At 55.6% G+C, this 21,122-nt stretch carries 18 protein-coding genes; 5 read left to right on the top strand and 13 right to left on the bottom strand.

The features are described 5' to 3' along the window. Positions 1-13: 13 nt before the first annotated feature. From HL45_RS12260 to HL45_RS12245, 4 genes are all read right to left on the bottom strand, one after another. Positions 14-544: a GNAT family N-acetyltransferase gene (locus HL45_RS12260; protein ID WP_049971374.1), complete on the bottom strand. Its 531-nt coding sequence runs from the start codon at positions 542-544 to the stop codon at positions 14-16. 442 nt (positions 545-986) lie between these two features. After that, positions 987-1,601, bottom strand: a complete 615-nt coding sequence (locus HL45_RS12255; RefSeq protein WP_049971373.1) for a nucleoside monophosphate kinase — start codon at positions 1,599-1,601, stop codon at positions 987-989. 28 nt (positions 1,602-1,629) lie between these two features. Continuing rightward, entirely contained in the window at positions 1,630-2,847 is a 1,218-nt protein-coding gene (locus HL45_RS12250; RefSeq protein ID WP_158413696.1) for an MFS transporter, read from the bottom strand. Positions 2,848-3,058: 211 nt separating this feature from the next. After that, positions 3,059-5,263, bottom strand: coding sequence for a type II/IV secretion system ATPase subunit (locus HL45_RS12245; protein ID WP_049971371.1), 2,205 nt, complete (start codon positions 5,261-5,263; stop codon positions 3,059-3,061). Between the two features lie 1,394 nt (positions 5,264-6,657). Here HL45_RS12245 and HL45_RS20450 point away from each other — a divergent pair. Continuing rightward, positions 6,658-7,386, top strand: a complete 729-nt coding sequence (locus HL45_RS20450) for a hypothetical protein (protein WP_144240078.1) — start codon at positions 6,658-6,660, stop codon at positions 7,384-7,386. 404 nt (positions 7,387-7,790) lie between these two features. On the opposite strand, the gene HL45_RS12235 is transcribed toward HL45_RS20450, so the two are convergent. Beyond that, positions 7,791-9,059, bottom strand: coding sequence for an amidohydrolase (locus tag HL45_RS12235; protein ID WP_049971370.1), 1,269 nt, complete (start codon positions 9,057-9,059; stop codon positions 7,791-7,793). Between the two features lie 89 nt (positions 9,060-9,148). Continuing rightward, positions 9,149-9,814, bottom strand: coding sequence for a GNAT family N-acetyltransferase (locus HL45_RS12230; RefSeq protein WP_049971369.1), 666 nt, complete (start codon positions 9,812-9,814; stop codon positions 9,149-9,151). Positions 9,815-10,042: 228 nt separating this feature from the next. On the opposite strand from HL45_RS12230, the gene HL45_RS12225 reads away from it, so the two are divergent. Beyond that, positions 10,043-11,518 (top strand): amidase, encoded by a 1,476-nt coding sequence (locus HL45_RS12225; RefSeq protein ID WP_049971368.1) that lies wholly within the window; start codon positions 10,043-10,045, stop codon positions 11,516-11,518. Positions 11,519-11,592: 74 nt separating this feature from the next. Here HL45_RS12225 and HL45_RS12220 read toward each other — a convergent pair whose 3' ends face one another. Beyond that, the gene (locus HL45_RS12220) at positions 11,593-12,147 is read right to left on the bottom strand and encodes a type 1 glutamine amidotransferase domain-containing protein (protein ID WP_049971367.1); all 555 of its coding nucleotides are present in this window, start codon (positions 12,145-12,147) and stop codon (positions 11,593-11,595) included. A 63-nt stretch (positions 12,148-12,210) separates the two neighbouring features. Continuing rightward, on the bottom strand, positions 12,211-13,443 hold the full coding sequence (locus HL45_RS12215) for an MFS transporter (protein WP_049971366.1): 1,233 nt from the start codon (positions 13,441-13,443) through the stop codon (positions 12,211-12,213). Positions 13,444-13,640: 197 nt separating this feature from the next. Here HL45_RS12215 and HL45_RS12210 point away from each other — a divergent pair, with 197 nt between their 5' ends. Further along, on the top strand, positions 13,641-14,240 hold the full coding sequence (locus tag HL45_RS12210) for a hypothetical protein (RefSeq protein ID WP_049971365.1): 600 nt from the start codon (positions 13,641-13,643) through the stop codon (positions 14,238-14,240). A gap of 119 nt (positions 14,241-14,359) precedes the next feature. Continuing rightward, on the top strand, positions 14,360-16,153 hold the full coding sequence (locus tag HL45_RS12205) for a hypothetical protein (protein WP_049971364.1): 1,794 nt from the start codon (positions 14,360-14,362) through the stop codon (positions 16,151-16,153). A 36-nt stretch (positions 16,154-16,189) separates the two neighbouring features. Here HL45_RS12205 and HL45_RS12200 read toward each other — a convergent pair whose 3' ends face one another. Both HL45_RS12200 and HL45_RS20860 read right to left on the bottom strand, forming a co-directional pair. Beyond that, entirely contained in the window at positions 16,190-16,822 is a 633-nt protein-coding gene (locus HL45_RS12200; protein ID WP_049971363.1) for a LysE family translocator, read from the bottom strand. A gap of 51 nt (positions 16,823-16,873) precedes the next feature. Then, the gene (locus HL45_RS20860) at positions 16,874-17,014 is read right to left on the bottom strand and encodes a hypothetical protein (protein WP_158413695.1); all 141 of its coding nucleotides are present in this window, start codon (positions 17,012-17,014) and stop codon (positions 16,874-16,876) included. 167 nt (positions 17,015-17,181) lie between these two features. Here HL45_RS20860 and HL45_RS12195 point away from each other — a divergent pair, with 167 nt between their 5' ends. Beyond that, the gene (locus HL45_RS12195) at positions 17,182-17,655 is read left to right on the top strand and encodes a hypothetical protein (RefSeq protein ID WP_049971362.1); all 474 of its coding nucleotides are present in this window, start codon (positions 17,182-17,184) and stop codon (positions 17,653-17,655) included. A 26-nt stretch (positions 17,656-17,681) separates the two neighbouring features. Here the strand turns inward: HL45_RS12195 and HL45_RS21865 are convergent, their stop codons facing one another. Genes HL45_RS21865 through HL45_RS12180 form a run of 3 tightly spaced genes read right to left on the bottom strand, consistent with a single transcriptional unit; the run spans position 17,682 to position 21,120 of the window. After that, positions 17,682-18,986, bottom strand: a complete 1,305-nt coding sequence (locus HL45_RS21865; RefSeq protein WP_275450977.1) for an ABC transporter ATP-binding protein — start codon at positions 18,984-18,986, stop codon at positions 17,682-17,684. Between the two features lies 1 nt (position 18,987). Continuing rightward, on the bottom strand, positions 18,988-20,121 hold the full coding sequence (locus HL45_RS12185) for an ABC transporter ATP-binding protein (protein WP_049971361.1): 1,134 nt from the start codon (positions 20,119-20,121) through the stop codon (positions 18,988-18,990). A gap of 9 nt (positions 20,122-20,130) precedes the next feature. After that, positions 20,131-21,120, bottom strand: a complete 990-nt coding sequence (locus HL45_RS12180; RefSeq protein ID WP_049971360.1) for an ABC transporter permease — start codon at positions 21,118-21,120, stop codon at positions 20,131-20,133. Positions 21,121-21,122 lie beyond the last annotated feature (2 nt).

Raw genomic sequence — 21,122 nt, 5'->3', positions numbered from 1 at the left:
CGATAGACGAGCGTCACTGGTTTCGCCACTCCGGCGCGAGAAGTCCGTAAAAGTGTGTGTCCTGTCGCTCACCTTGAACGAACTCGTGTTCTCTTAGCGTCCCTTCGAGAGTGAAACCGAGCGCTTCGAGGAATGCCTTCGAAGCTTCGTTCGATGCTATCGTTTGAGCGTACACGCGGTGAAGATCCAATGTGTCGTACGCAAAATCAAGCAGAAGCGAAATCGCTTCAGTTGCGGTGCCATTTTGGCGGTGCTCCGGGAGAATCCAGTAGCTGATTTCGCCGCAGCGCTGGTCAATATTGAACACGTTTACTGCACCAACTGGTGTTCCCTCGACGGAGACTAATAGATTGACACTGGCGTCGTCACCAACGACGGTGTTTTCGAAAAACGACCGCATCTGTTTCCGGTTTGTTGGTTTTGTGAACCGGAGTGTCCGTCGGAATCCCGGCTCGTTTCTCGACTGCTGAAGAAAACCGATATCGTCCTCTTCGACCGTTCGAAGTGTTACTGTCTCTCCACTGATAAACGTTGAACCAACCATAGCTGTACAAACTAGCACTATAAATTAATATTTGATGGATTAAAACGAAAATGTGATAGTAGATGATGTAGTAACAATCGAATGTAGGTACGACTTATTCAAGGCGAGGTCAAGTCGGTCGACGGATACCGTTCTCTTCTCTATGAGTATTATATTATTTTTACATTAATTCAATATATAAATAAATTTAATCCATAAGTTTTAACTTGTAGTAAGTCGGAGTAATGATACGACAATGGAGGTGATAGCATGGCAGTTACATCCATACCCCAATTGAGTAGTGATTTTCAGAGGGACACCGCGTGTTTAGATAAGATACTTCCCTCGCTGTTTCTGCCCGAAATTATAGTATAGTTTTCACATCGATAAAACGACTATTCCTGCTCGTACTATTATTGCCAGTATAATATAAGGAGAAGCAAAACGGCCATCTATCTCGCTTTCATTTAGACGCAATTTTCTCGGCGAGTGTTCGATAAACCACGTCCGGGGGACGTGTTGCATCTATCGTTACAAAATGTGGATGAGTACGATATCGTTCAACTATCGGTTCGAGCAACTCCTGATTCGCCTCGATACGCGGTTTAAGAAGTTCTTCTCGGTCACTCTGACGTTGAACAAGCCGATTGGCAACCGCTTCTGATTTCGGTGGATTTGCCCTAAGATGATACGTGGTGCCCGTTTTCGGGTCGATGCGTCTGTTACGAAGTCGCTCGACGAGAACCTCTACACTCGCCGAGAGGAAACAGACGAAACCAACGTTTGTGATCGTCCCGAGATGCTCGACCTGCGTTACAGTGCGCGGATACCCGCTTAACACGAACTCATCGGCAGGAAGTCGTTTCGACACGAGTTCGTTGACAAGTTCATCGGGAACGAGTTCGTCGCGGTTCATATATTCGCCCGGAGTGCCGTAGGCCGTTTCGACATCTGCATTTTCTCGGAGGATGGTTCCGAGATCGAACTCGGTGAGTCCGAACTCCGCAGAGAGTTTGCGAGCACATGTCGTCTTTCCCGCCCCGGGGAGTCCAAGGAGGATTATTTTTGAGTGTTTCATTTTTCGTTTGATTTGGAACGGATACTGTTCAATCGTCGTGGCTCGGACTGGTCGCTCGTGTCTCTGATTTCTGTGTGACGAAGAGTGCCCAGCCGACGCCACCAACCACTAACACGACCATCGTCGTTCTGAAGAGGACGACGGTTCCAGCCACACTAACCATAATTCCGGCGAGGGCCATTGCGATAATCTGTGACCCACGAGTTGTCGATTTGAAAACGCCGATGATACGACCGTGATATGACTCATCGAGGTCACGGTGAAGAGTGGTGTAGGCGGACGACGTGAACCATACGGCCGCAACACCGACTGCTCCCGAGGCAATCGCAATCGCTGGCGTGCCTTGAACGATGGTGAATGCTCCCACCGACGTGCCCAGTATCACCACTGCCAGTGCGGGCACGAGTTGGTATCCGATTCGGTTTTTAATCGAGCTAATCGTGAGTCCACCGAAAAATGAACCCACTCCTATCATCAACAGTACCAAGCTATACATTGAACTGTTTTGACCCAGCGTTTCCCTGAGGAAATACGGAATGATAGCTTCAAACACGCCTATCGCGGCGAACATAAGACCACCGAGAACGACGACGGAGAGCACGAATGGTGCACGTTTCAGGTATGAAAGGCCATCTCGAAATTCGGTGACGAATCCACCATCGTTCTCTTTGTCTACCGCCGTGACGGAGAGCGTATAGACGATGAGTGCTGCAAAACAGTACGAGATCGCATCGAGTATGAATAGGAGAGTCGGCTCAAAAAACGAGAGGAAGACACCAGCGATACCCGGGCCGACAATCTGTGCAGTCGAGTCGCTACTGGAGAGCAGCCCGTTTGCCGCTTCGAGCTGTTCGTCCGGAACGATTTGCGGTATCAACGACCGGTAAGACGGCCGTGAAACTGCATACAGCGTCCCCGTCCCGAGAAAGACACCATACGCTAACCATATCGACTGATAGAAAACCAGCAGTCCGACGAGTGGTGCACACAGCAGGTATGATATGGTGATGATATTTCGACGGTCGTACCGGTCAGTGAGGACACCGGAAATCGGACCGCCGATGACTTGTGGAAGGACGCTACTCACGCCCAGAATACTAACTGCTAATGGCCCGATTCCGGCGTCAAACACGTAGAGGTCGAATGCCGCTACGTAGGTAAACCAGAACCCGAACGTCGTTACTATGTTTGAAGAGAGAAGTTTTCGATATGCGGAGATTCGGAGGGGCGCAAGCTTAGTAGACACATCACTCGAAACAGTGCACATACACTTAATTCTTTTACCTTTCTATATTTTATAAATAGTTCCTCGTTCAGTTTTATATTGGTGGGTAGTTAGCTGCTGTTGGCGACTAGGTTGATGGATACCTTATCAAGTTCTATTTTAATATTAATATATATATTAGAATATATATTCCGTGGCGAGGGTGCTTCCGCACGCACTTGTCTCCGTGCTGTCACACTCCCCGCTTCGCCCGCTCCACGGTTGCCGCCTCGTTGTTCTGCAAGTCGGCGAGGAAGGAAAACAGTTCCTCGAAATCCGTCATCCCCTCGCGTTCTAAATACTGCACGTAGCCGTGTTTGCGGTGGAAATCGGTCTCGACTTCCTCGACGCTTCTGTCGGTGCGGTCTGCGAGTCGTCGGAAAAATCGGAAACCGATTTCACGTTCGTCATCACCCAACTGCGGATGGTCGTAGTCGAGTTGGAACGTGCCGTCGTGATCGCGCCATGCGACCGTGTTCCAGTGAATCGTCGTCCCGTCCTTGCGAACCGTACCACAGCGTCCGTCCAACTCGGCGAACTCGTCTTCGTTCACCAACTCCACGAGTTCGCCGACGTACCGGTTGCCATCGACGTATCGCGGGAAAACGACGAGGTCGATTTCGCGCAGAAGATAGGCGGGAAGACCTTGCTCCACGACGCGATTGACGAGTTTTTCGATGTTCTCGGCGTGCGTCGTACCAATCAACCCGTGGCCCGTGTTCAGCGATTCCGCGAACGTCTGGAACGAGGCGGGCGTGTTGATTTCTGCGATAACCTCCACGTCCGGATTGAGGTAGTTACATTCGGTCATTAAATCCGCCATCGTCACGCGTTTGTAGTCGCTCTCGTGGTCACGGGTCGTAAGCGAGACGCCAGTTTCGTGGGGCAGTCGAACCTCGCGCGACCCCTCGTCGATGCTGATCGGGCGGTCGCGGTAGGGGATGAACGGCATATGCGCATTCATCAGCGTCGTCTTCCCGACCCCTGTCGGCCCGGAAAACAGCGCGACGCCGTGGTGTTCGTACAACTGCCAGAGCAGGGTGACGATTTCCGTAGAGATGCTTCCACCGTCCAGCAAATCGACGGGCGTCATCGTATCAGGTGCCTGTTTCCGAATCGAAATGTGTGGCCCGCCCTCCGAAATAACTGGGAGAGCGACCGCACAGCGGATCGTTTCCTCGTCGGCAACCCCGTCTGGGGAGAGATTGACCTTTGCACTCGGGTTGCTGGCGTTGAGTTCGACGCCGTCCGAGGCGGCCATCTGCGTGACGACGTTGACGAACGCCGATTCGTCTTCGAACGCAAGGTTGGTCGGAATGCGCTCGCCGTGACCGATTGTGCGGCCGCGCGGAACCACCTTGATGCGCTCACCGACGCGGTTGGCTTCGATGTCCTCTAACAATCCGTCCCGAATCGGAATCGTCATCTTCCCGTGGCCAACGTAGTCTCGCAGGACGTAGTACACCAAATCCGAGAGCCTATCGTCGGAAAATCGGTGGTCAACCGGCGGAATCGCGAGGTCGTACTCCGCCAGTGCGGTTCGAACGCGATACCGGGCGGCGTCGAGCCACGCCCGCGTGTTTCTGGCCGTGAGTCGCCGCGATAGAAACTGTCTGGCGTGTTCACGGACGAACGAGGAACGGTCATCAACGACGCCGCCGACGTTCGTCTCCCAGATTCGCTCTTTGCACTCCTCGATGAGTCGGTCGTCGTCCGGCAGGAGATTCGGTTCGAGGACGGCGTACTTCGTCGCAAAGGAGTCGGTGCCGAGCAGGTGTTCCTGATAGACGACGACCGGGATTCGAAACTCTCCGAACGCGACCGTGTGCGTCTCGATACGCTCGCTGGCGAACCGGGCGAGATAATCGGCGTCGGCGGAGAGGTCGGTGTCTGCAGGTGCGTAGTTTTCCGTGTGGACGACGAGCTGGTCGCCCGCGGCGTCGGCGACTTCGATGTGGTCGTCCAGCGCGAGGGGCGTCAGCTTTCCGAGACAGAGCAGTTCGGCCAGCGCGTGGTACTCGACGCGCCGCCGACCCGCCTGCGAGAGGTTGGTGAGACGGTCGATAGCCCGGCGATATTTCGGGTCGAACCCGCGTTCGACACACTCGATTGCGCCTTCGCGCGTCAGCGGTCGGCGGAGATTTGCAGTTGCAAAGTGCTCTCGAATCTTGACGAGGGCGCGTTCGTCCCTCGCGCCGAGTGCAGGGGTTCGAACGTCGTAGCGAAAGCCGTCGTCGGTTTCTCGAATCGTGGCGACGACGCCGGGATGGAGTTCGCGCTGGTCGCGCACGTCGGGGGCGTACCACGCGTCGGAGTCGTCTGGTGGGATTGGTGGCGGAACTGTTTCGGGGGTGTTGCAGTCGGTAGTGGTAGTGTGAAGCGAATGCGCGTTGGCCATGGCGCAAAGTGGTCTGCTTTTTTAATTTAAACTTTTACAAGTGATGGTCTGATCTGATCTCGGGTTGGATCGTGGAATGTCACTCCGACATGAGAAGGCGACTGCATACTGAATAGCTTCCTTATTCGCTATGGCGTCAGGAGAAATCCATTTTCTACTCCGACTGCTAATATTGGATTTGGCACCTCTCAAAAATCTACTAATAATGTTGGTGGATGCTAATTAGTCCTGGATAATAAATTGGTTGGAACACATTCTATCGTACTCTATTTCAATTATTACTATTTTCAAGATTCGATACGGTCAGAACCGAATATATTCATATCATATCTTCCACGGGAAAAGTATGAACAGAGAACGGCTCAGACGAATTCTGTCTGCTACATTAGTTCCACTCGGTGTTATCCTATTAACAATTAGTATGATTACTAACGATGTTTTTGGAGCTATGATTGGTGTGGCGACCACAATTCTTGGAGGTGCTTTCTTTTTGAGTGTGAGTCAGTTTTCGGATACGGAATTTAATTTAACAGAAAATTCCTCATAGTAGTGAATTTTATTCAACTTAGTGGAATTCTCATCATCTTCGTCCTGCTTGCTTATTTGAAAGGCGATATAGGTGATATTACGCAGTTCTTCCGTACTGGAACACTATCGCCGAAACATCCTGCCTATGCTGGACTCTTAATGGGTACCTTTCTCGGTGGGGGTGTTCCCTTGCTCATGCAACAGTTTGAAATTATAAGAGGATTAATGGTTTCTTCGATCCCTGCAAGAATGGTTGGGTTTTCACTTACTTTTGGAACGTACGTAATTCTGATCATCTATTGGCCGCAATTAAGCATGGGATATGCTATTACGTACCTTTTCAGTCGAACTGCTGTTCTCGTTGGCTTGTATACTTTCTCATGACATAAATAGACAAATATTTTAGATATGAATGAATCTGATTAGAAAATTGAAGAAGGTTGCGCCACTATAGATCCTGATACTCATTTTGTAGGATTTTTACCCAAACTCATTTGTATACTATATCAATACGAATGTGAATTTTTCATTTTAAGCATATTAATATAAAATTTAATATAAGTATTATTTTATACTTATGTGACTAGATATATGATGAGGTTAATGAACGAGACTTTCTGAAACGATTTGGCATTGGAGCACTAACTACAGGCAGTTTCGCAACAATTACAACTGCAAGTGGAGAATTTGAAGAGCCGATTAAAAAGTTATCCTTAGAAGCTGCAGCAAATAAGAAACAAGAAACATTACTATTTACAGCAGCTGAACAGAATTCTCTCTGTCTATATCTTGCGACTGGAACCGCCAGCGTTGATGAACCCGCAAACGAGATCATTCAACTAACTGATCCAGAAGATGGATCTGTTGTGAATATTTCGTGGAATAGCACATTAACAGCAGAGTATTGGCAGAATGGTGTCATTCATGAGTTGACAATAGATACTGATGGTACCATAACCCGCACAAGACAAGTTGAGGAGGAGAAATTCCCAGATGGTGTCATTTCAAAAAAATCTAGTAATGAGCATGAAGCTGAAAATATTGGTGTAGAAAGTGGCCCAGTTATCTGCACAACAGACGTCAGCACTCAATGTAGTGGTGGAGTTTCTACTGATGACCCGGATTGGATGGATGACCGAGATCTTCATCATGATCCGATTCAATCATGTGATACTGCCAGCTGGGGTCAAGCATGCACAGAGACAACACTAATTCAGCCAAAATACTTCACTGATTGTAATGGATACGGAGTTCCATTAGTTGGAGCGCAGTTTAGTGGTGTATCATTTTCCGAGGGAAGTCAAGTTGGTAGCATTTCTATTGGAATGTGGGCAGGTTGGAATCCGACGACGAATTGTCTATACTGGGGTGGAACTGAAAACGATGAGTGTCATAAGGAGTGCTTTAGTGCGCCTCCGACAGATGCCGAACTTGAAAACAGAATTAAGGACGATATTTCAGACAACTTCGTACAAGATGTTCCTGTTTTCCTTGATGCTGCATGGCCGCTAATAAAATCCGCAGCTATCTTTGTAATATTATTTATCATTACAGCCATTATCAATATCGGTACTGGTGGTAGTGTGGGTGCATAAGCCAAGAAGACAATAGTATTCTAACATATCTACTATTTCAACTAGTAAAATAGATTTTACGTGAAAGGATAGGAAAGATATTCACGTCCTAAGGACATTGTCAATTATTAATGGAATATCGTCGGGCAGGAATCGTTGTTGCTGGAATGAGCTTCCTATTCACAGTCTTGATGACGTATGAGATGTATTTATTGTGGAATTCTCCAAACCCCTCTTGGGCACCAGACGGAACGACCACCACCGAATTAAATTTAGCAGCGGTCATTGCAGGTGTTCTAGTTCTAACAGTCGGATTATATATCACGCGAAACATCTACCGATGGTCAATGGCTGACGTAAACACCGATAGCAATTAGGAAGCACTAATTCTGTAATTCTGTATTTTTGCAGTAGAGAGATGTATCTCAGCACACCCGCCGAACCGTCTCCGCAACAACACCAATTCCAATCGGAATCGACTCCTCTTCGATATCGAATCGGGCGGTGTGATGCCCATACGGATTGCTTGCGCCGATGCCGACGTAGGTCGCCTGTCCGCCGTTTTCCTGCACTCGCCGGATGAGGTAGGAGGCGTCTTCGCTTCCACCCATGTCGTCGCACGGGACAACCTCCGCAACACCCTCAACCGCACTGGCCGCGTCCGCGACGGCTTCCGCGATGTCCGTATCGGCGGTGAACGTCGTCGTCTTCCCGTACAGGCCGGTTTCAACGCCGACTTCGTGCATCTCCGCAGACGCGGAAACGATTCGTCGCGCCCGCCCGAGCATGTATTCGTTCAACTCGGCGTCACCGCCGCGAACTTCGACGCGCATTTCTACTTCTTCGGGAATGATGTTCTGTGGATTTTCCGACCGAACCTGTCCGATGTTGATTCGCGTAACGCCGTCGCTGTGGCGCGGAATCGCGTAGAGGTTCTGGATGGCAGTTGCGGCGGCTTGGAGCGCGTTTCGTCCTTTTTCGGGAGCGTTGCCCGCGTGGCTCGGTTCGCCGTCGAAGGTTACGTCCAATTTCGCGTTCGAAAGCGGGTGTTCGAACGCCGCGACGACGGTTCCCGTCTCGATGCCGAGTCCGAGGTGGATGGCGACGAAGTGGTCTACGTCGTCCAAATGGCCGGATTTACTCATCGGGAGGCCGCCGCGACCGCCCTCCTCGGCGGGTTGGAAGAACAGTTTCAGCGTTCCGTCGAAGCCGCCGTTCCGGTCGAGTTCGCGGGCGACACCGAGGCCGATGGCGGTGTGGCCGTCGTGCCCGCAGGCGTGCATCTCGGTGGGATGCGTGCTAACGAACCCCTCGTTTGCAGGTCGGTGGTCGTCGTCCTGTGCCTCGGTTCGTTCGAGGGCGTCCATATCGACTCGGACGCCGACGACGGGGCCGGTTCCATCGCCGTAAGTTTTCACTGCGACGAGGCCGGAGATACCGTCCATTCGGTCGAGGTATTCTTCAGGAGCGCCTTCCCGCCGCGCTCGTTCGATTGCGGCGAGCAGTTCGTCCTCGGGCGGGACGCCGAGTCGTTCCTCCTCGGCGACTGCATCGCTCCCGAGATGGAGTGTGAAATCACGCTCTGCGAGTTCGTCGGCGACGAGCGCGGTCGTTCTGAACTCCTTCCACCCGGCCTCTGGATATTGGTGTAGGTCACGGCGGAAATCGACTATCGACGGTCTACTGCCAGACATGGACTGCTAACGACGGAGTACGGACAAAATCCTATGGATTGCGGTAACGGGAACGACTCTGCGGTCCATAGTCGGTTACGACAGTTATCTTACTCGTCTGTCGAATCCTGCGCGACCGTCGCTGGTGAGTCCGCAAGCAGTGCCTCCTCGAAACCGTCTCGTTCACAGACCATCAACAGGGCGTCTTTGTCGGCTTCTTCGAAGTAGAATTCCTTGCGGGCCTCAAAGCCACACTGTTCCAGAACGTGAAGGACGACTTCGTTATCGGCTTCGGGTTCGCCCACCACCCGCTTCGTTTCAGGGTGTGAGAACAGCATGATGCCCATGGCGCGGAAAAGCGCTTTCGCGTAGCCGCTGTTCACGTACTCCGGCGGCCCGATGAGCAGGTGTGCGGCCCGGTCTGCCGGGTCTGCGTCGTAATACGCATCGAGTTCGTACTCGCTGGGCCAGTAAACTTCCCAGTAACTCATCGGCACGTGGTCGATGTAGCCGATATACGGCGTCAGGTGGTCTTCCGCGAGTTTCCCGGCGAGGTGGTCGCGGAACGCTGGCAATGAAATGTCGAGGGTCCAGAACTCTGCCACGTGGTCGTAGCCGAGCCATGTGTGGAGTCTGCCCAAGTCGCGTTCCATCGTTGCTGGGCGAAACGAGATGGTTCGCTCTATGGTTCGGTCGTACCGTTGGAACACGTAATTCGACCTGATGGTCGCACCCGGGCCGAGAGTAGGGGTCACCTCCTGGTGATCGTCGCTCATACCGTAGTCCCTCCTGCCGTGGAATCGGTGCGAGTCCGCTGATTCACCTGACATCTTCTTACTGGTATCATTGTAGTTTAGGCTAACCTAAAACATCATAAGCGCGTCGATTTTACGCAACGTTCAAAAACAGTTCCAGTTTTCTATCTACTCGCCGACGAAGTCGCACCAAATCCCGGTCAATCCGTAACGATAGACCTACTACATCGACACAGCCAAGATGTGGCTATGAACGTGGCGTATGCGTCTGTGTCGGAAATCGCGGCGAAGGTTCGTCGCGGGGACATCTCGCCCACTGCGGTCGTCGAAGACATATTAAACCGAATCGGCCGCCGAAATGACGAGCTGAACGCCTACGTGGAGGTTGCGGACGAGTACGCTCGAAAGCGGGCCGCCGACATCGAGCGAGCAGTCGAGAATGGTCGTCCGGTTGGCCCGCTCGCCGGGGTTCCCGTGGCGTTAAAAGAATCCGCCGCATCGAAGGAGGGCCTGTTCCGAACGATGGGTTCAGTTCCATTCCGCGATTCCGTCTCCCAAACCGATTCGACCTTCGTCACTCGGTTAGAAGCGGCAGGCGCAGTGATCGTCGGGACGACCAATACGCCAGAGTTAGACCACAAGGGAACGACTGACAATCCACTTCGTGGCCCGACTCGGAATCCGTTCGACCTGTCGCGGAACGCTGGCGGCTCCTCCGGTGGGAGCGCTGCGGCAGTCGCCGATGGACTCGTATCCATCGCACACGGGAAGGACGCTGGGGGGTCACTTCGCATCCCAGCAGCGTGGTCTGGCGTGTACGCATTCAAGCCGACGTTCGGACGCGTACCGGACGTAACTCGACCGGATGGATTTGCTAATGAACTCGGTATCCAGTCCACTCACGGCCCGATTACGCGGAGCGTCCGTGACGCCGCGCTCGTTCTCGACGTGATGGAGGGCCACCATCCTCGGGACCCATCGAGCCTGCCGGACGACCACGAGTCTTACCGCGAGGCTCTCGAACATCCAATCGAAGACCTCAAAATCGCATACACGCCGGATTACGGGACGTTTCCTGTCGAGGCTGAACTGCGCGAGACAGTTAACGACGCGGTCGAAGCATTCCGTCACGCAGGGGCCACAGTCGAGTTTGTCGAGATTCAACTCGGATACTCTCACACGGAACTGACGGACGCGTGGCTGAAGCTTGTGGGCGCGAATCTCGCGGCGATGAACGAGTGGCTCGCACGCCACGAGAACCTCGATTTGCTCGGGAACCATCGTGACGAGATGACCGATGGCCTCGTTGACTTGATTGAGTCTGGTACGGAAATGACTGCGACGGAGTACCTCCATCACCACGTTATCCGAACGACAGTTCACGATGCCATAGAGGACGTGTTTGTAGAGTACGACCTGCTAGTCTCACCTACAGTCTGTCATCCCCCCGTCGCAAACGCAACAGAGGGGTCTACGCTCGGCCCGGACGAAATCGAAGGCGAACCGGTAGACCCGCGAATCGGGTGGTGCCCCACGTACTTGCTCAATTTCACCGGCCACCCCGCCGCGTCGGTTCCGGCAGGAACCGTCAGCGGCGGGCTTCCGGTCGGGATGCAAATCGCGGGCCCGCGTTTCGCAGACGACACAGTTATCTCTGCCAGCGCTGCATTCGAGCGCGTCCGACCGTGGTTCGGTCGATATGATACTGGTGACGATAGTTCGTAGTAGCAGTCCAAGAATCTCGACACCAACTTTCTCGAATCTCAAAAAATACTGTTCGCCGTTGTGTCCCCGGATTTTCAGTGGCGACCTTCTTCGAACTCCTCGACTACCTTATTACAGAAGGATGTCAAATCGTCCGGATTTCTGCTGGTCACCAACCCTTGGTCAACGACGACTTCTTCGTCCACCCACTCCCCGCCCGCGTTCCGGATGTCGGTCTGTAGGCTGGGATAGGAGGTTAGCGTTCGACCTTCGACCACGTCCGCTTCGACCAGCGTCCACGGGCCGTGGCAGATGACGCCGATTGGTTTGTTCGCCTCGGCGAACTCCCGAACGATCTGTACTGCATTTTCGTCGGCGCGGAGTTTGTCGGCACCGACCGCACCGCCCGGAATGAGCAGTGCGTCGTACTCGTCTGCGGAGATTTCGGAAAACGCCTGTTCGACTTCGAATGTGTCGCCGGGTTCGAGGTCGTTGTTGACCGCCTGCACTTCGCCGGTTTCGGCGCTGATTACATCGACGCTCGCTCCGGCGTCTTCGACTGCGTCTTTCGGTTCGGTAAACTCGACCTGTTCGGTTCCCTGCGGTGCGATGAAAATCGCGACTGTCGTATCGGTAAGTTCGTCTGCCATCGTATCCCCCACGAAGTTCGGACTTCACAAATCTGCTTAGCTATTGTGGCAATCGATTTTGCCTTACTCCGCAGAGGTCGTTTTCGTCTCTTCAGAGCCTTGTTCCCCTTGTTCGACGCGGCCGCCAAGGCGGTAGACGGCGCGGAACGCGACCAGCGCGATACCGACTTCGAGCAGTCCCGTGACCGTGAACGCCGTCGTAAATCCGAGGCTGTCGGCGAGACCGCCGCCGACGAGGAACCCGGTCAGAAATCCGAGACTCCCGAACGCGTTGAATCCCGCCATAGCAACCCCCCGGTCGCTGTCGGGGGCAATATCGGTGACGAGCGCCATCGTCGCGGGGGAGACGAACGCGCCGCAGACGCCGACGGCAACCATCGCAGCCCCTGCGAGGACAACCGTCGGTGCGAATCCGACCGCGACGACCGTGATGCCGTAACAAATCGATCCGACGACGACCGGAACGAATCGCCCGATTCGGTCTGACAGTCGTCCCATCGGATACTGAAGTAGGGCGAACGGGGCGAAAAAGAGCATGAGCATGAGTCCCGTCGCACCCGCATCCAAGCCGAACTCGGTTTGGAAGTAGAGCGTGCCGACGAGCGCGAAAAAGCCCGCCGTGAGTCGGTCGATGAAGCCGAAGGCGTAGGGAATCGACAGTTCGGGTCTGTCGCGGAGTCGCGCCAGTGCGGTTGCAACGGTCGCACGCGACTCAGATGGCACGCGGTCGGGGGTCGGAACTGCCAGCAGGGCGGTTCCGACCAAGAGGACGCTCGCGGCGACGAGCGGCGTGGTCGGGTGAATTTCGGTCAGTTGTCCGCCGATTGGTGCGCCCATCGCGGTTCCGAGGCCGATGGCGATACCGGCCGCGCCCATGTTTCTACCGTGGCCGCCGCGCAAATCCATCAGCATCGTCATCGACAGCGAGAACGCGGCGATAGTCGCAGCACCTTGCACGACACGGAGCGCCAGCACCGCGCCGAACGAGAGGCCGAGGGTCGGGGTCGCGGCGAGAGCGGCGTATCCGGCGGAACCGCCGATTGCACCCGCGACGATGAACGGGACACGTTTTCCGAGTCGGTCGCTCAAGTAGCCCCAAATACCCGCACAGATGACGAACGCGGCGAACTCCGCGACGAGGAACCACGTTCCGCCGTCGAGTTGTTCGCTCGCGCCGAGGTGGACGACGAGGTCGGGCACGCCGGGATAGAGGAGCACCTGTGCAAGCAGCACCGACCATATCACGGCGGCGAGGCGAACGCGCTCGCCGCGGACGCCGGAAAGTAGCCGACCCATCGTCCGTAGTTGGTACTGTGGTCGGAAAATGCTATCTACATTTTCGTGCCACGGTGTTTTTTCTGCACTACAGTTCGTCGTTCTCATCGGATACACCGATTTGGAGGGGATTGACGTTCCGAGTCAGAATCATACCAAATCGTTTAGCACGAAATTTTAATATCAAGTATACTTTCAATATACTCGAGGTTGAAAAAATGACTGACAAAAGTAACACGGACGGATTGAACCGACGAACGCTGATGAAAAAAGCCGCAACGACCGCCGTGGTCGGCGCTGGCGTGGCCGCCGCTAGCGGTGGTGCGAGTGCTAAACCGACGCTGGAAGAGCAGTACGCAGACCCAATTCGAACCGAATCGCTGTTCGCAGAGCACGCAGGCGACCTCATGGCGTTGCTGTCGAACGACGGCTTGCTCCAAAGTGCCGACGTGCATTCGGAAGTTCACACCCGGAAAACCGTCGGATTCGGCGACGTCGCCAAGAAAAACGAGGGAACGACCTACTTGAAAGGTACCGCAGAGCGGGCCGACGAAATCGTCAGTGTCCGAAACGTTGATGATGGCGTCGTGAGCATCACCGTCGAACCGGAAACCGGTCGCGCGTACGCCTTCCACGAACCCGAGAGTTCCGACAAAACGTTCCTCTACAACCCGGACATTAGAACACAGGCAATCGACACGCAAGCGTGTAACACGGACTGTTTCTGTTCGCCGATCATCTGTGAAAACACTCGCTCGGCGGAGTGTGAAACCTGTTGTGACGGTGACTGCCAGACGAACTACTTCTGTAACTGCTGAACTCGCGACTCGTTTTTTGTGAATGGGTGCAGTTCGACCTTACTGCTCTGAAACCATATTAATATTTATTAAAATAATTATTGAATAATTATAATATCCGGGGAGTATATTTCTGTACGATGTCGAAGAAACACACCCAACTGGACTCGGAACAAAACTCCGACGGCGACCGATTGACGATGACCCGACGGCGTGCACTGCAACTCTCCGGTGTCGGCGTCGGTAGTTTGGCGGTACCGGGAAGTTCCATCGACGTTCGCGCCGCGTCCGACTGTGCGAACGGCCCGTTCGAACGAACGCACTCCGGGGCCACGGTGAATCTCGCACGGTTGGAGTCGAAAGGGAACGGCGGTTCCGCGCGGGATACGGGAGCGAAGTCACCAGTGAGCGGGACGAAAATCGAAACACTACGGGCAGAAAGACGCGCTGGACAGCATGCACGGGTGCAACGGAACCGCGATCTACGCGGTCGTTTCGATACCGGTGATGAAGTAACGATTCGAGCGGAGTACGACGGGGTGAACGCGGAGGGAACACGCGGCGGGGTTCCGTCGGATTCGCAAATCGCAACGGGCCGGAGCAAGAACGTCCACGCTGTCAATCGACAGGTGGCAATTTTCAACAAGCGGTCGGGAAAACAACAGTTGAAGGTACAACTGGAAGATCTGTTCGAACCGCTTATCGACGAACCCGAAGGCGGGTTCGTCTACGGCGAACCGTTCGTGTTCGACCCGCGAGCGCGGTACGACCGCAATGCAGACCGATTCGTCATCGCCGCGGTGCAGTACGAACCCGGAATCACGGAGGACGGCGAAATCGTGGACAAGGACGACCAAGAGGAAGGAAAGGAACCCGGCGAAGAAGGGGATGAGGACGGAAGTGTCAACCTAGCCCGCGAACCACGAGGGTGGTGGTGTATCGCTGTCTCCGACAACAGTAATCCGAATGGCAAGTGGCACGTCTACCGGATTCCGCCGATAAACAACGAGGGACTCGTGGATTACCCGGCGCTCGGACTCGACCGGGACGCCATCTACCTCACTCAGAACTTCTTCGGCGATGTGTTGGAGGTGACGATGGTGACTCTCGACAAGGAGGCGATGTACGACGGACAGGATGTGACGGCGAACCACTTCACCGCGCTCGACAATCCCAACGTAGAAAACGTTGACTTCACGGTACAACCCGCGTTACAGCCGTTTTCCGGCGGAACAGACGGCACCTTCTATCTGGTCGATAGCGTCTTCCCGTCGCCGACCGCCAGCGCGCTCTCGCTGTGGGAGGTCACGAATCCGGTGAGCGACCCGACGCTCGACTGTTTTACCGTCGATGTCGAGGAGTTCGCGTACCCTCCGACAGCACGGCAACCGAACTCGGATGCGCGTATCGACACCCTCGGAACGCGACTGATGAACGCGGATTACAACGACGGGTCGCTCTGGACGGCACACACGATTCAGTACGACTGGAACGGCGACGGCACCGCCGTTGCGGCAATCAAGTGGTACGAAATCGACACGGCAACCCGTGAAGTCGTCCAAAGCGGCGTCTACGGTGACCCCGACAAATCCTACTTCATCCCGACGATTGGCTCTGACAGCGACTCAACGATAATCACGCACAACGTGAGCGGGCCGGACACCTTCCCGAGAATGGACGTGGCGGGTCGAACCGCCGACTACACGCCGAACCTGTTGGAGGATTCGGTGGTCGTCCAAGATGGGGAATCCAAATACGATTATGGCGAAGGACAGGAAGTCATGCGCTGGGGCGACTACAACGGCGTCTCGGTTGACCCGACGACGGGGCAATTCTGGACTGTAAGCCAGTACTCGCCGGACATCAACATCGCTCCGGAAGCGGAAGAACGCGACCCATACCACACGCGAATCGCGGAGATTTCGTTCGACTGAGCGGCGAAGCGACCGACCGATTCGAACGAGCTTTTCTCAGACGCTCGGCCGTTCTTCGAGCGCGAGCGCAACGCCGAACCAAACGAGAACGCTAGCGCTCGCGTACCGAAGCACGTTTCGAACGCGCTGGCGCTCGGTTATCATCCGGCGTGCCCTGCTTGAGAAGACGGCGAGAAGTGACTGATAGCAAAAGCCGAGCGTTCCGAACAAGACACCGAGCGTAAAGATTTGCAGGCCGAAACTGCCGCTCGGGCGGACAAACTGTGGGAGAAAGGCGAGGAAGAAGACGGCAACTTTCGGATTGAGGACGTTGATGGCGAACGCCTCCCGGAACGATTCGCCGTGTGTTTGGCTGTCCGTCTTGGACGTGATTTCGAACTCCTCATGGTTGCGCAGGGTGCCGATGCCGAGATAGACGAGGTACGCCGCGCCAACGATTTTGACGACGGTGAACGCGAGTGCGGACGCTTTCAGCACCGCCGACAAGCCGAGGACGGCGGCGGTGGTATGAACGAGACTGCCAGTCGAAGTTCCTGCGGCGGCGGCCACGCCAGCGGTTCGGCCGTCGCTGACGCTCCGTTTCAACGTGTAGATGCTGTCCGGGCCGGGGGCGACGTTCAGCGCGAGGGCGGCCGGAACGAAGGCGAGCAAAACGCTCGGCTCTATCATACGTGATGGATAACGACCGACGATATAAACGTGAGGTTGACTGTTGCTGTTCTACGATTTCTCGTCGTCGGATTCATCGTCCGGTTCGTCCTCTGATTCCGTCGATTGCTCCTCGTCTGCACCCCCGAACAGTCCGAGATGAACGTAGGCCCACGCTTTTGCCCGCTTTTTTCGCGTCGTTTTCGATTTCATGGTTTCTCCTGCCGCTTCGCGCTTCGATAGCCATTCGTTTTAGGCCAACCTAAAACTTTTGACGGGTGTTCGGGGCGGGCCAAACCGCATTTCGACTTCGCTTTCGTTCGCTTCCGAGCCACAAAAGACACCATCCCACGTGGCTTGGTCTAACACGAACGCCGACAATGTCAGGCACGGATTCGGACGACCAACTGGGATTCGACCAGAACGTCGATTATCTCGGGCGCGCGCTCAGAGCCATCGTTCCGCAGTGGGTCACACGGCGGAGCATCACTGTCAGCGTCAGCACCGACAAATCACGGTACGAAGTCGGCGACGAAATACGAATCACGGTCACGTTCGAAAATCGATTGCCGATTCCGATGGTCGTCGAAACGCCCCGACAGCGACTCTGGGGGTGGGACGTAAATGGCGAACTGGAAGCCAGCGACGAAGCCTACTATCTCCGCGACCAGCCAAATGTATTCTACTTCCGTGCGCGTGAGAGAAAGCTGACACAGGTACTGTGGGACGGACGATTCGAGCGGCGCGACGAATCGTCCCGCATCCCCGCTGACTCCGGCGAGTACACGATTGGCGCGTATCTTGCGACCGAGGACGAAAAACCGCGCGACGAGACGACAGTCGTTCTGCGATAGCGGGACGGAAACAGTAGGAACGGAAACTACTGCTCTTGCCGACCTTCGACAACGTCGTCGCGGTGACGGTGACACGCGGCGGCGTGCGGGCCGGTTCCGAACTCGGCAGGCACTTCGTAGTCGGGAATCTGTTTCGCACAGATGCTTTGTTCCGCGAATGACTGGGTCAGCAGTTCTTTCGCGCTTTCCCAGTCGTCGGCCAAAATTTGGTCGATCGTGCTTTCGATGATGCGTCCCGCCTCACCATCGGGAGCGTCCCCATCGAAGAACTCGGCCACGATTTCGAATTCGCCCGTCGGTTCGAACGACCGACGCTGTACCGCCCGCAGGAACCTGCGAGTTTGTTCCCACTCTTCGGGCGAAAGCTCGTACTCTGCGGGCGCGATGAGTTTCGGACAGCGCGTTCGGAATCGACACCCGCTCGGCGGTTCGATGGGACTCGGAACGTCGCCTTCGAGGACGCCGCGGGTTCCCGTTTCGCGGGGGTCGGGAACCGGAATGGACTCCAAGAGCGCCTGCGTGTACGGATGCTGTGGATTTTCGTACAGTTCTTCTTTGTCCGCGAGTTCGACCAGCTGGCCCAGATACATCACCGCCACGCGGTCTGAGATGTGCCGAATCACCGAGAGGTCGTGCGCGATGAACAGGTACGTGAGGCCGAATTCGTCCTGAAGCGACCGCATCGTGTTGAGCACCTGCGCCTGAATCGACACGTCGAGCGCCGACACCGGTTCGTCACAGACGATGAAATCCGGATTCACGCTCAGGGCGCGGGCCAGATTCACGCGCTGACGCTGGCCACCCGAGAAGGCGTGCGGATGGCGATTGTAGTGTTGCGGGTCGAGGCCGACCTTTTCGAGGAGTTCGCGCGCTCGGTCCTCTCTTCCTTCCGAATCGTACATCCCGTGAGCTTTCATCGGTTCCTCCACGATGGGGCCGATTTTCATCCGCGGGTCGAGCGAGGATTGCGGGTCTTGGAAAATCATCTGCATGTCTTTGCGCTGACTTCGCACCTCCTCGCCGCTCAACTCGGTCAAATCACGACCCTTGAACGAGACGGTTCCGTCCGTCGGTGTGAGCAGTCGGAGGATGGTTCGGGCGAGCGTACTTTTTCCGCATCCCGACTCGCCGACCAGTCCCAACGTCTCGCCCTTGTGGATGGTGAACGAAACATCCTCGACCGCTCTCACCGACTCCTCCTCGCCGAACAACCCGGACAGGAAGCCGCCGCCGTTCGTGAAATGTTTCGTCAGTCCCTCGACTTCGAGGAGCGGTTCGCCCATCGCCGTCTCGTCCTCGTCGAGACGGCCCATCGACATCGAATCGGACATCTCAGTCACCTCCCTCCGACGCGTCGCTGACGAGGTCGCCGCTGATTCCCGTCTTCGCCTGTACCTCGATTGGGTCGCTGAACCAGTATCCGGCGTCGAACTCGTCGTGTTTGATGCAGGCCGACCGATGCGACTGCGTTTCGGGGTCGTCCCTGTCGCTGACCTCCCGACACGTGGGATGGGTTTCGACGCAGGCCTCTCTGGCGTCGGGACAGCGCGTGTGGAACCGACAGCCACGAGGTGGGTTGATGGCTTCGGGCATCACGCCTTTTACCGGTTCCAGTTCGTGAACCGTCTGGTCGGGGCGCGGCATGGAGTTCAGCAGCGCTGTCGTGTAGGGATGTCTCGTGTCGTAGAACAGGTCGTCAACCGTGGCCTGTTCCACGATTTCGCCGAGATACATCACGTTGACGCGGTCACAGAGTTCGGCGACGACGCCCATGTCGTGCGTGACCCAGACGAAACTCGTGTCGTATTTGTCCTGCAACTCGTCTACCAACGTCAGGATTTGGCCCTCGACGGTCACGTCCAATGCCGTGGTCGGTTCGTCGGCGATGATGAGGCTCGGTTCGCAGGCCAACGCCATGGCGATGAGGACGCGCTGGCGCATCCCGCCCGAAAACTGGTGAGGATAGTTTTCGTACCGCGTCTCGGGTTCCGGAATCCCGACTTCGCGGAGCATGTGAATCGCCTCTTCTTTCGCCTCCTCTTTTGAGAGATTCCGGTTGATTTCGATAAACTCCCGAAGCTGGTTGCCCACCGTGAACACCGGATTGAGGCTCTCCATCGGGTCTTGGAAGATGATGGCGATTTCCGTGCCGCGAATCCGCCGCCGCATGTCCTCGTTCGAGAGCATCTCATCGCGCGGTTGGAGGTTGCCGTCTGGCCCTTCTTCGAGTCCGAACAGTACGTCGTCCCGAAATCGGACTTCGCCGCCGACGATTTCGCCGGGGTGGTCGATGAGTCGGAGGATGCTCTGGGCGGCGACGCTCTTTCCGGCCCCGCTTTCGCCCACGAGGCCGACGATTTCGCCCTCTTTCACGTCGAAGGAGATGCCATCGACGGCACGAACGACGCCCTCTTCGGTGAAGAACTGCGTTTTCAGGTCGTCTATCTGGAGTATCGTCTCAGTCATTTTTGAATTTCAGTTTTTGATTCGTGGGTCGAGTGCGTCTCGGAGGCCGTCGCCGAGCAGGTTGAACCCCATCACCGTGATGAGGATAGCGATCCCGGGCCACAGGCTGAACCATGGGTCGGGAAGCATGTAGCCGCGAGATTGGTTCAACATCTGCCCCCACGAGGGCGTCGGCGGTTGGGCACCGAAGCCAAGGAACGAGAGTCCGGCCACGATGAGGATGCTGATGCCGACTTGTAGGGTCGCCTGCACGAGGACGGGCGCGAAACTGTTCGGAATGACGTGCCGGAGAATGATGTTTCGGTCACGGACTCCGGCGGCCCGCGCCGCCTCAATGTACTCTTCTTCCCGTACGCTGACCACCCGCGACCGAATTAGGCGGGCAAAGACTGGAATCGTCGTGATGCCGACACCTATCATGGCGTAGGTCAAATCCCGCCCGAATGCGGCCATGAACGCGATGACCAACACGAGGAACGGAATCGCGTACAGCGTCTCCACGAGGCGCATCAGCGCGTCGTCAATCCAGCCGCCGTGGTAGCCCGCCACGGCACCGACGAGGGTTCCGGCGATGAGGCCGAACCCGGTCGAAACGATGCCGACCTGCATGGCGATTCGAGAGCCGTAGACGAGTCGGACGAGAATATCCCGACCACGGTGGTCGGTTCCGAGCGGGTATTTCATCGTTCCGCTCCCGAACGTGTTCTCCATTCCGACCGGCGGGAGGAGGATTCTCGCGTTCTGCGGGTCGTTCACCGGATTGTACCAGAACTGACTGGCAATGGCGTAGTTGAACAGTTTCGCGTCTATCCACGCGAAGATGGCGACGCCGAGAATGAATGCGATGATGTAGAACCCGATTCTCGCCGTCGTATCCTGTTGAATTTGGTCGAGCGTATGTCGCCACCCGACGTTGGATTCGCTCGGCTCTTCGGGGTCGTATCCTTCGTTCGATTGCGGTTCGCGGAGTTTGTCCGTCGTAGTTTCACCTGTTCCCATCG

Source organism: Haladaptatus cibarius D43 (assembly GCF_000710615.1).
Classification (GTDB): Archaea; Halobacteriota; Halobacteria; order Halobacteriales; family Haladaptataceae; genus Haladaptatus; species Haladaptatus cibarius.
This window is presented reverse-complemented; position numbering and strand designations above follow the sequence as displayed.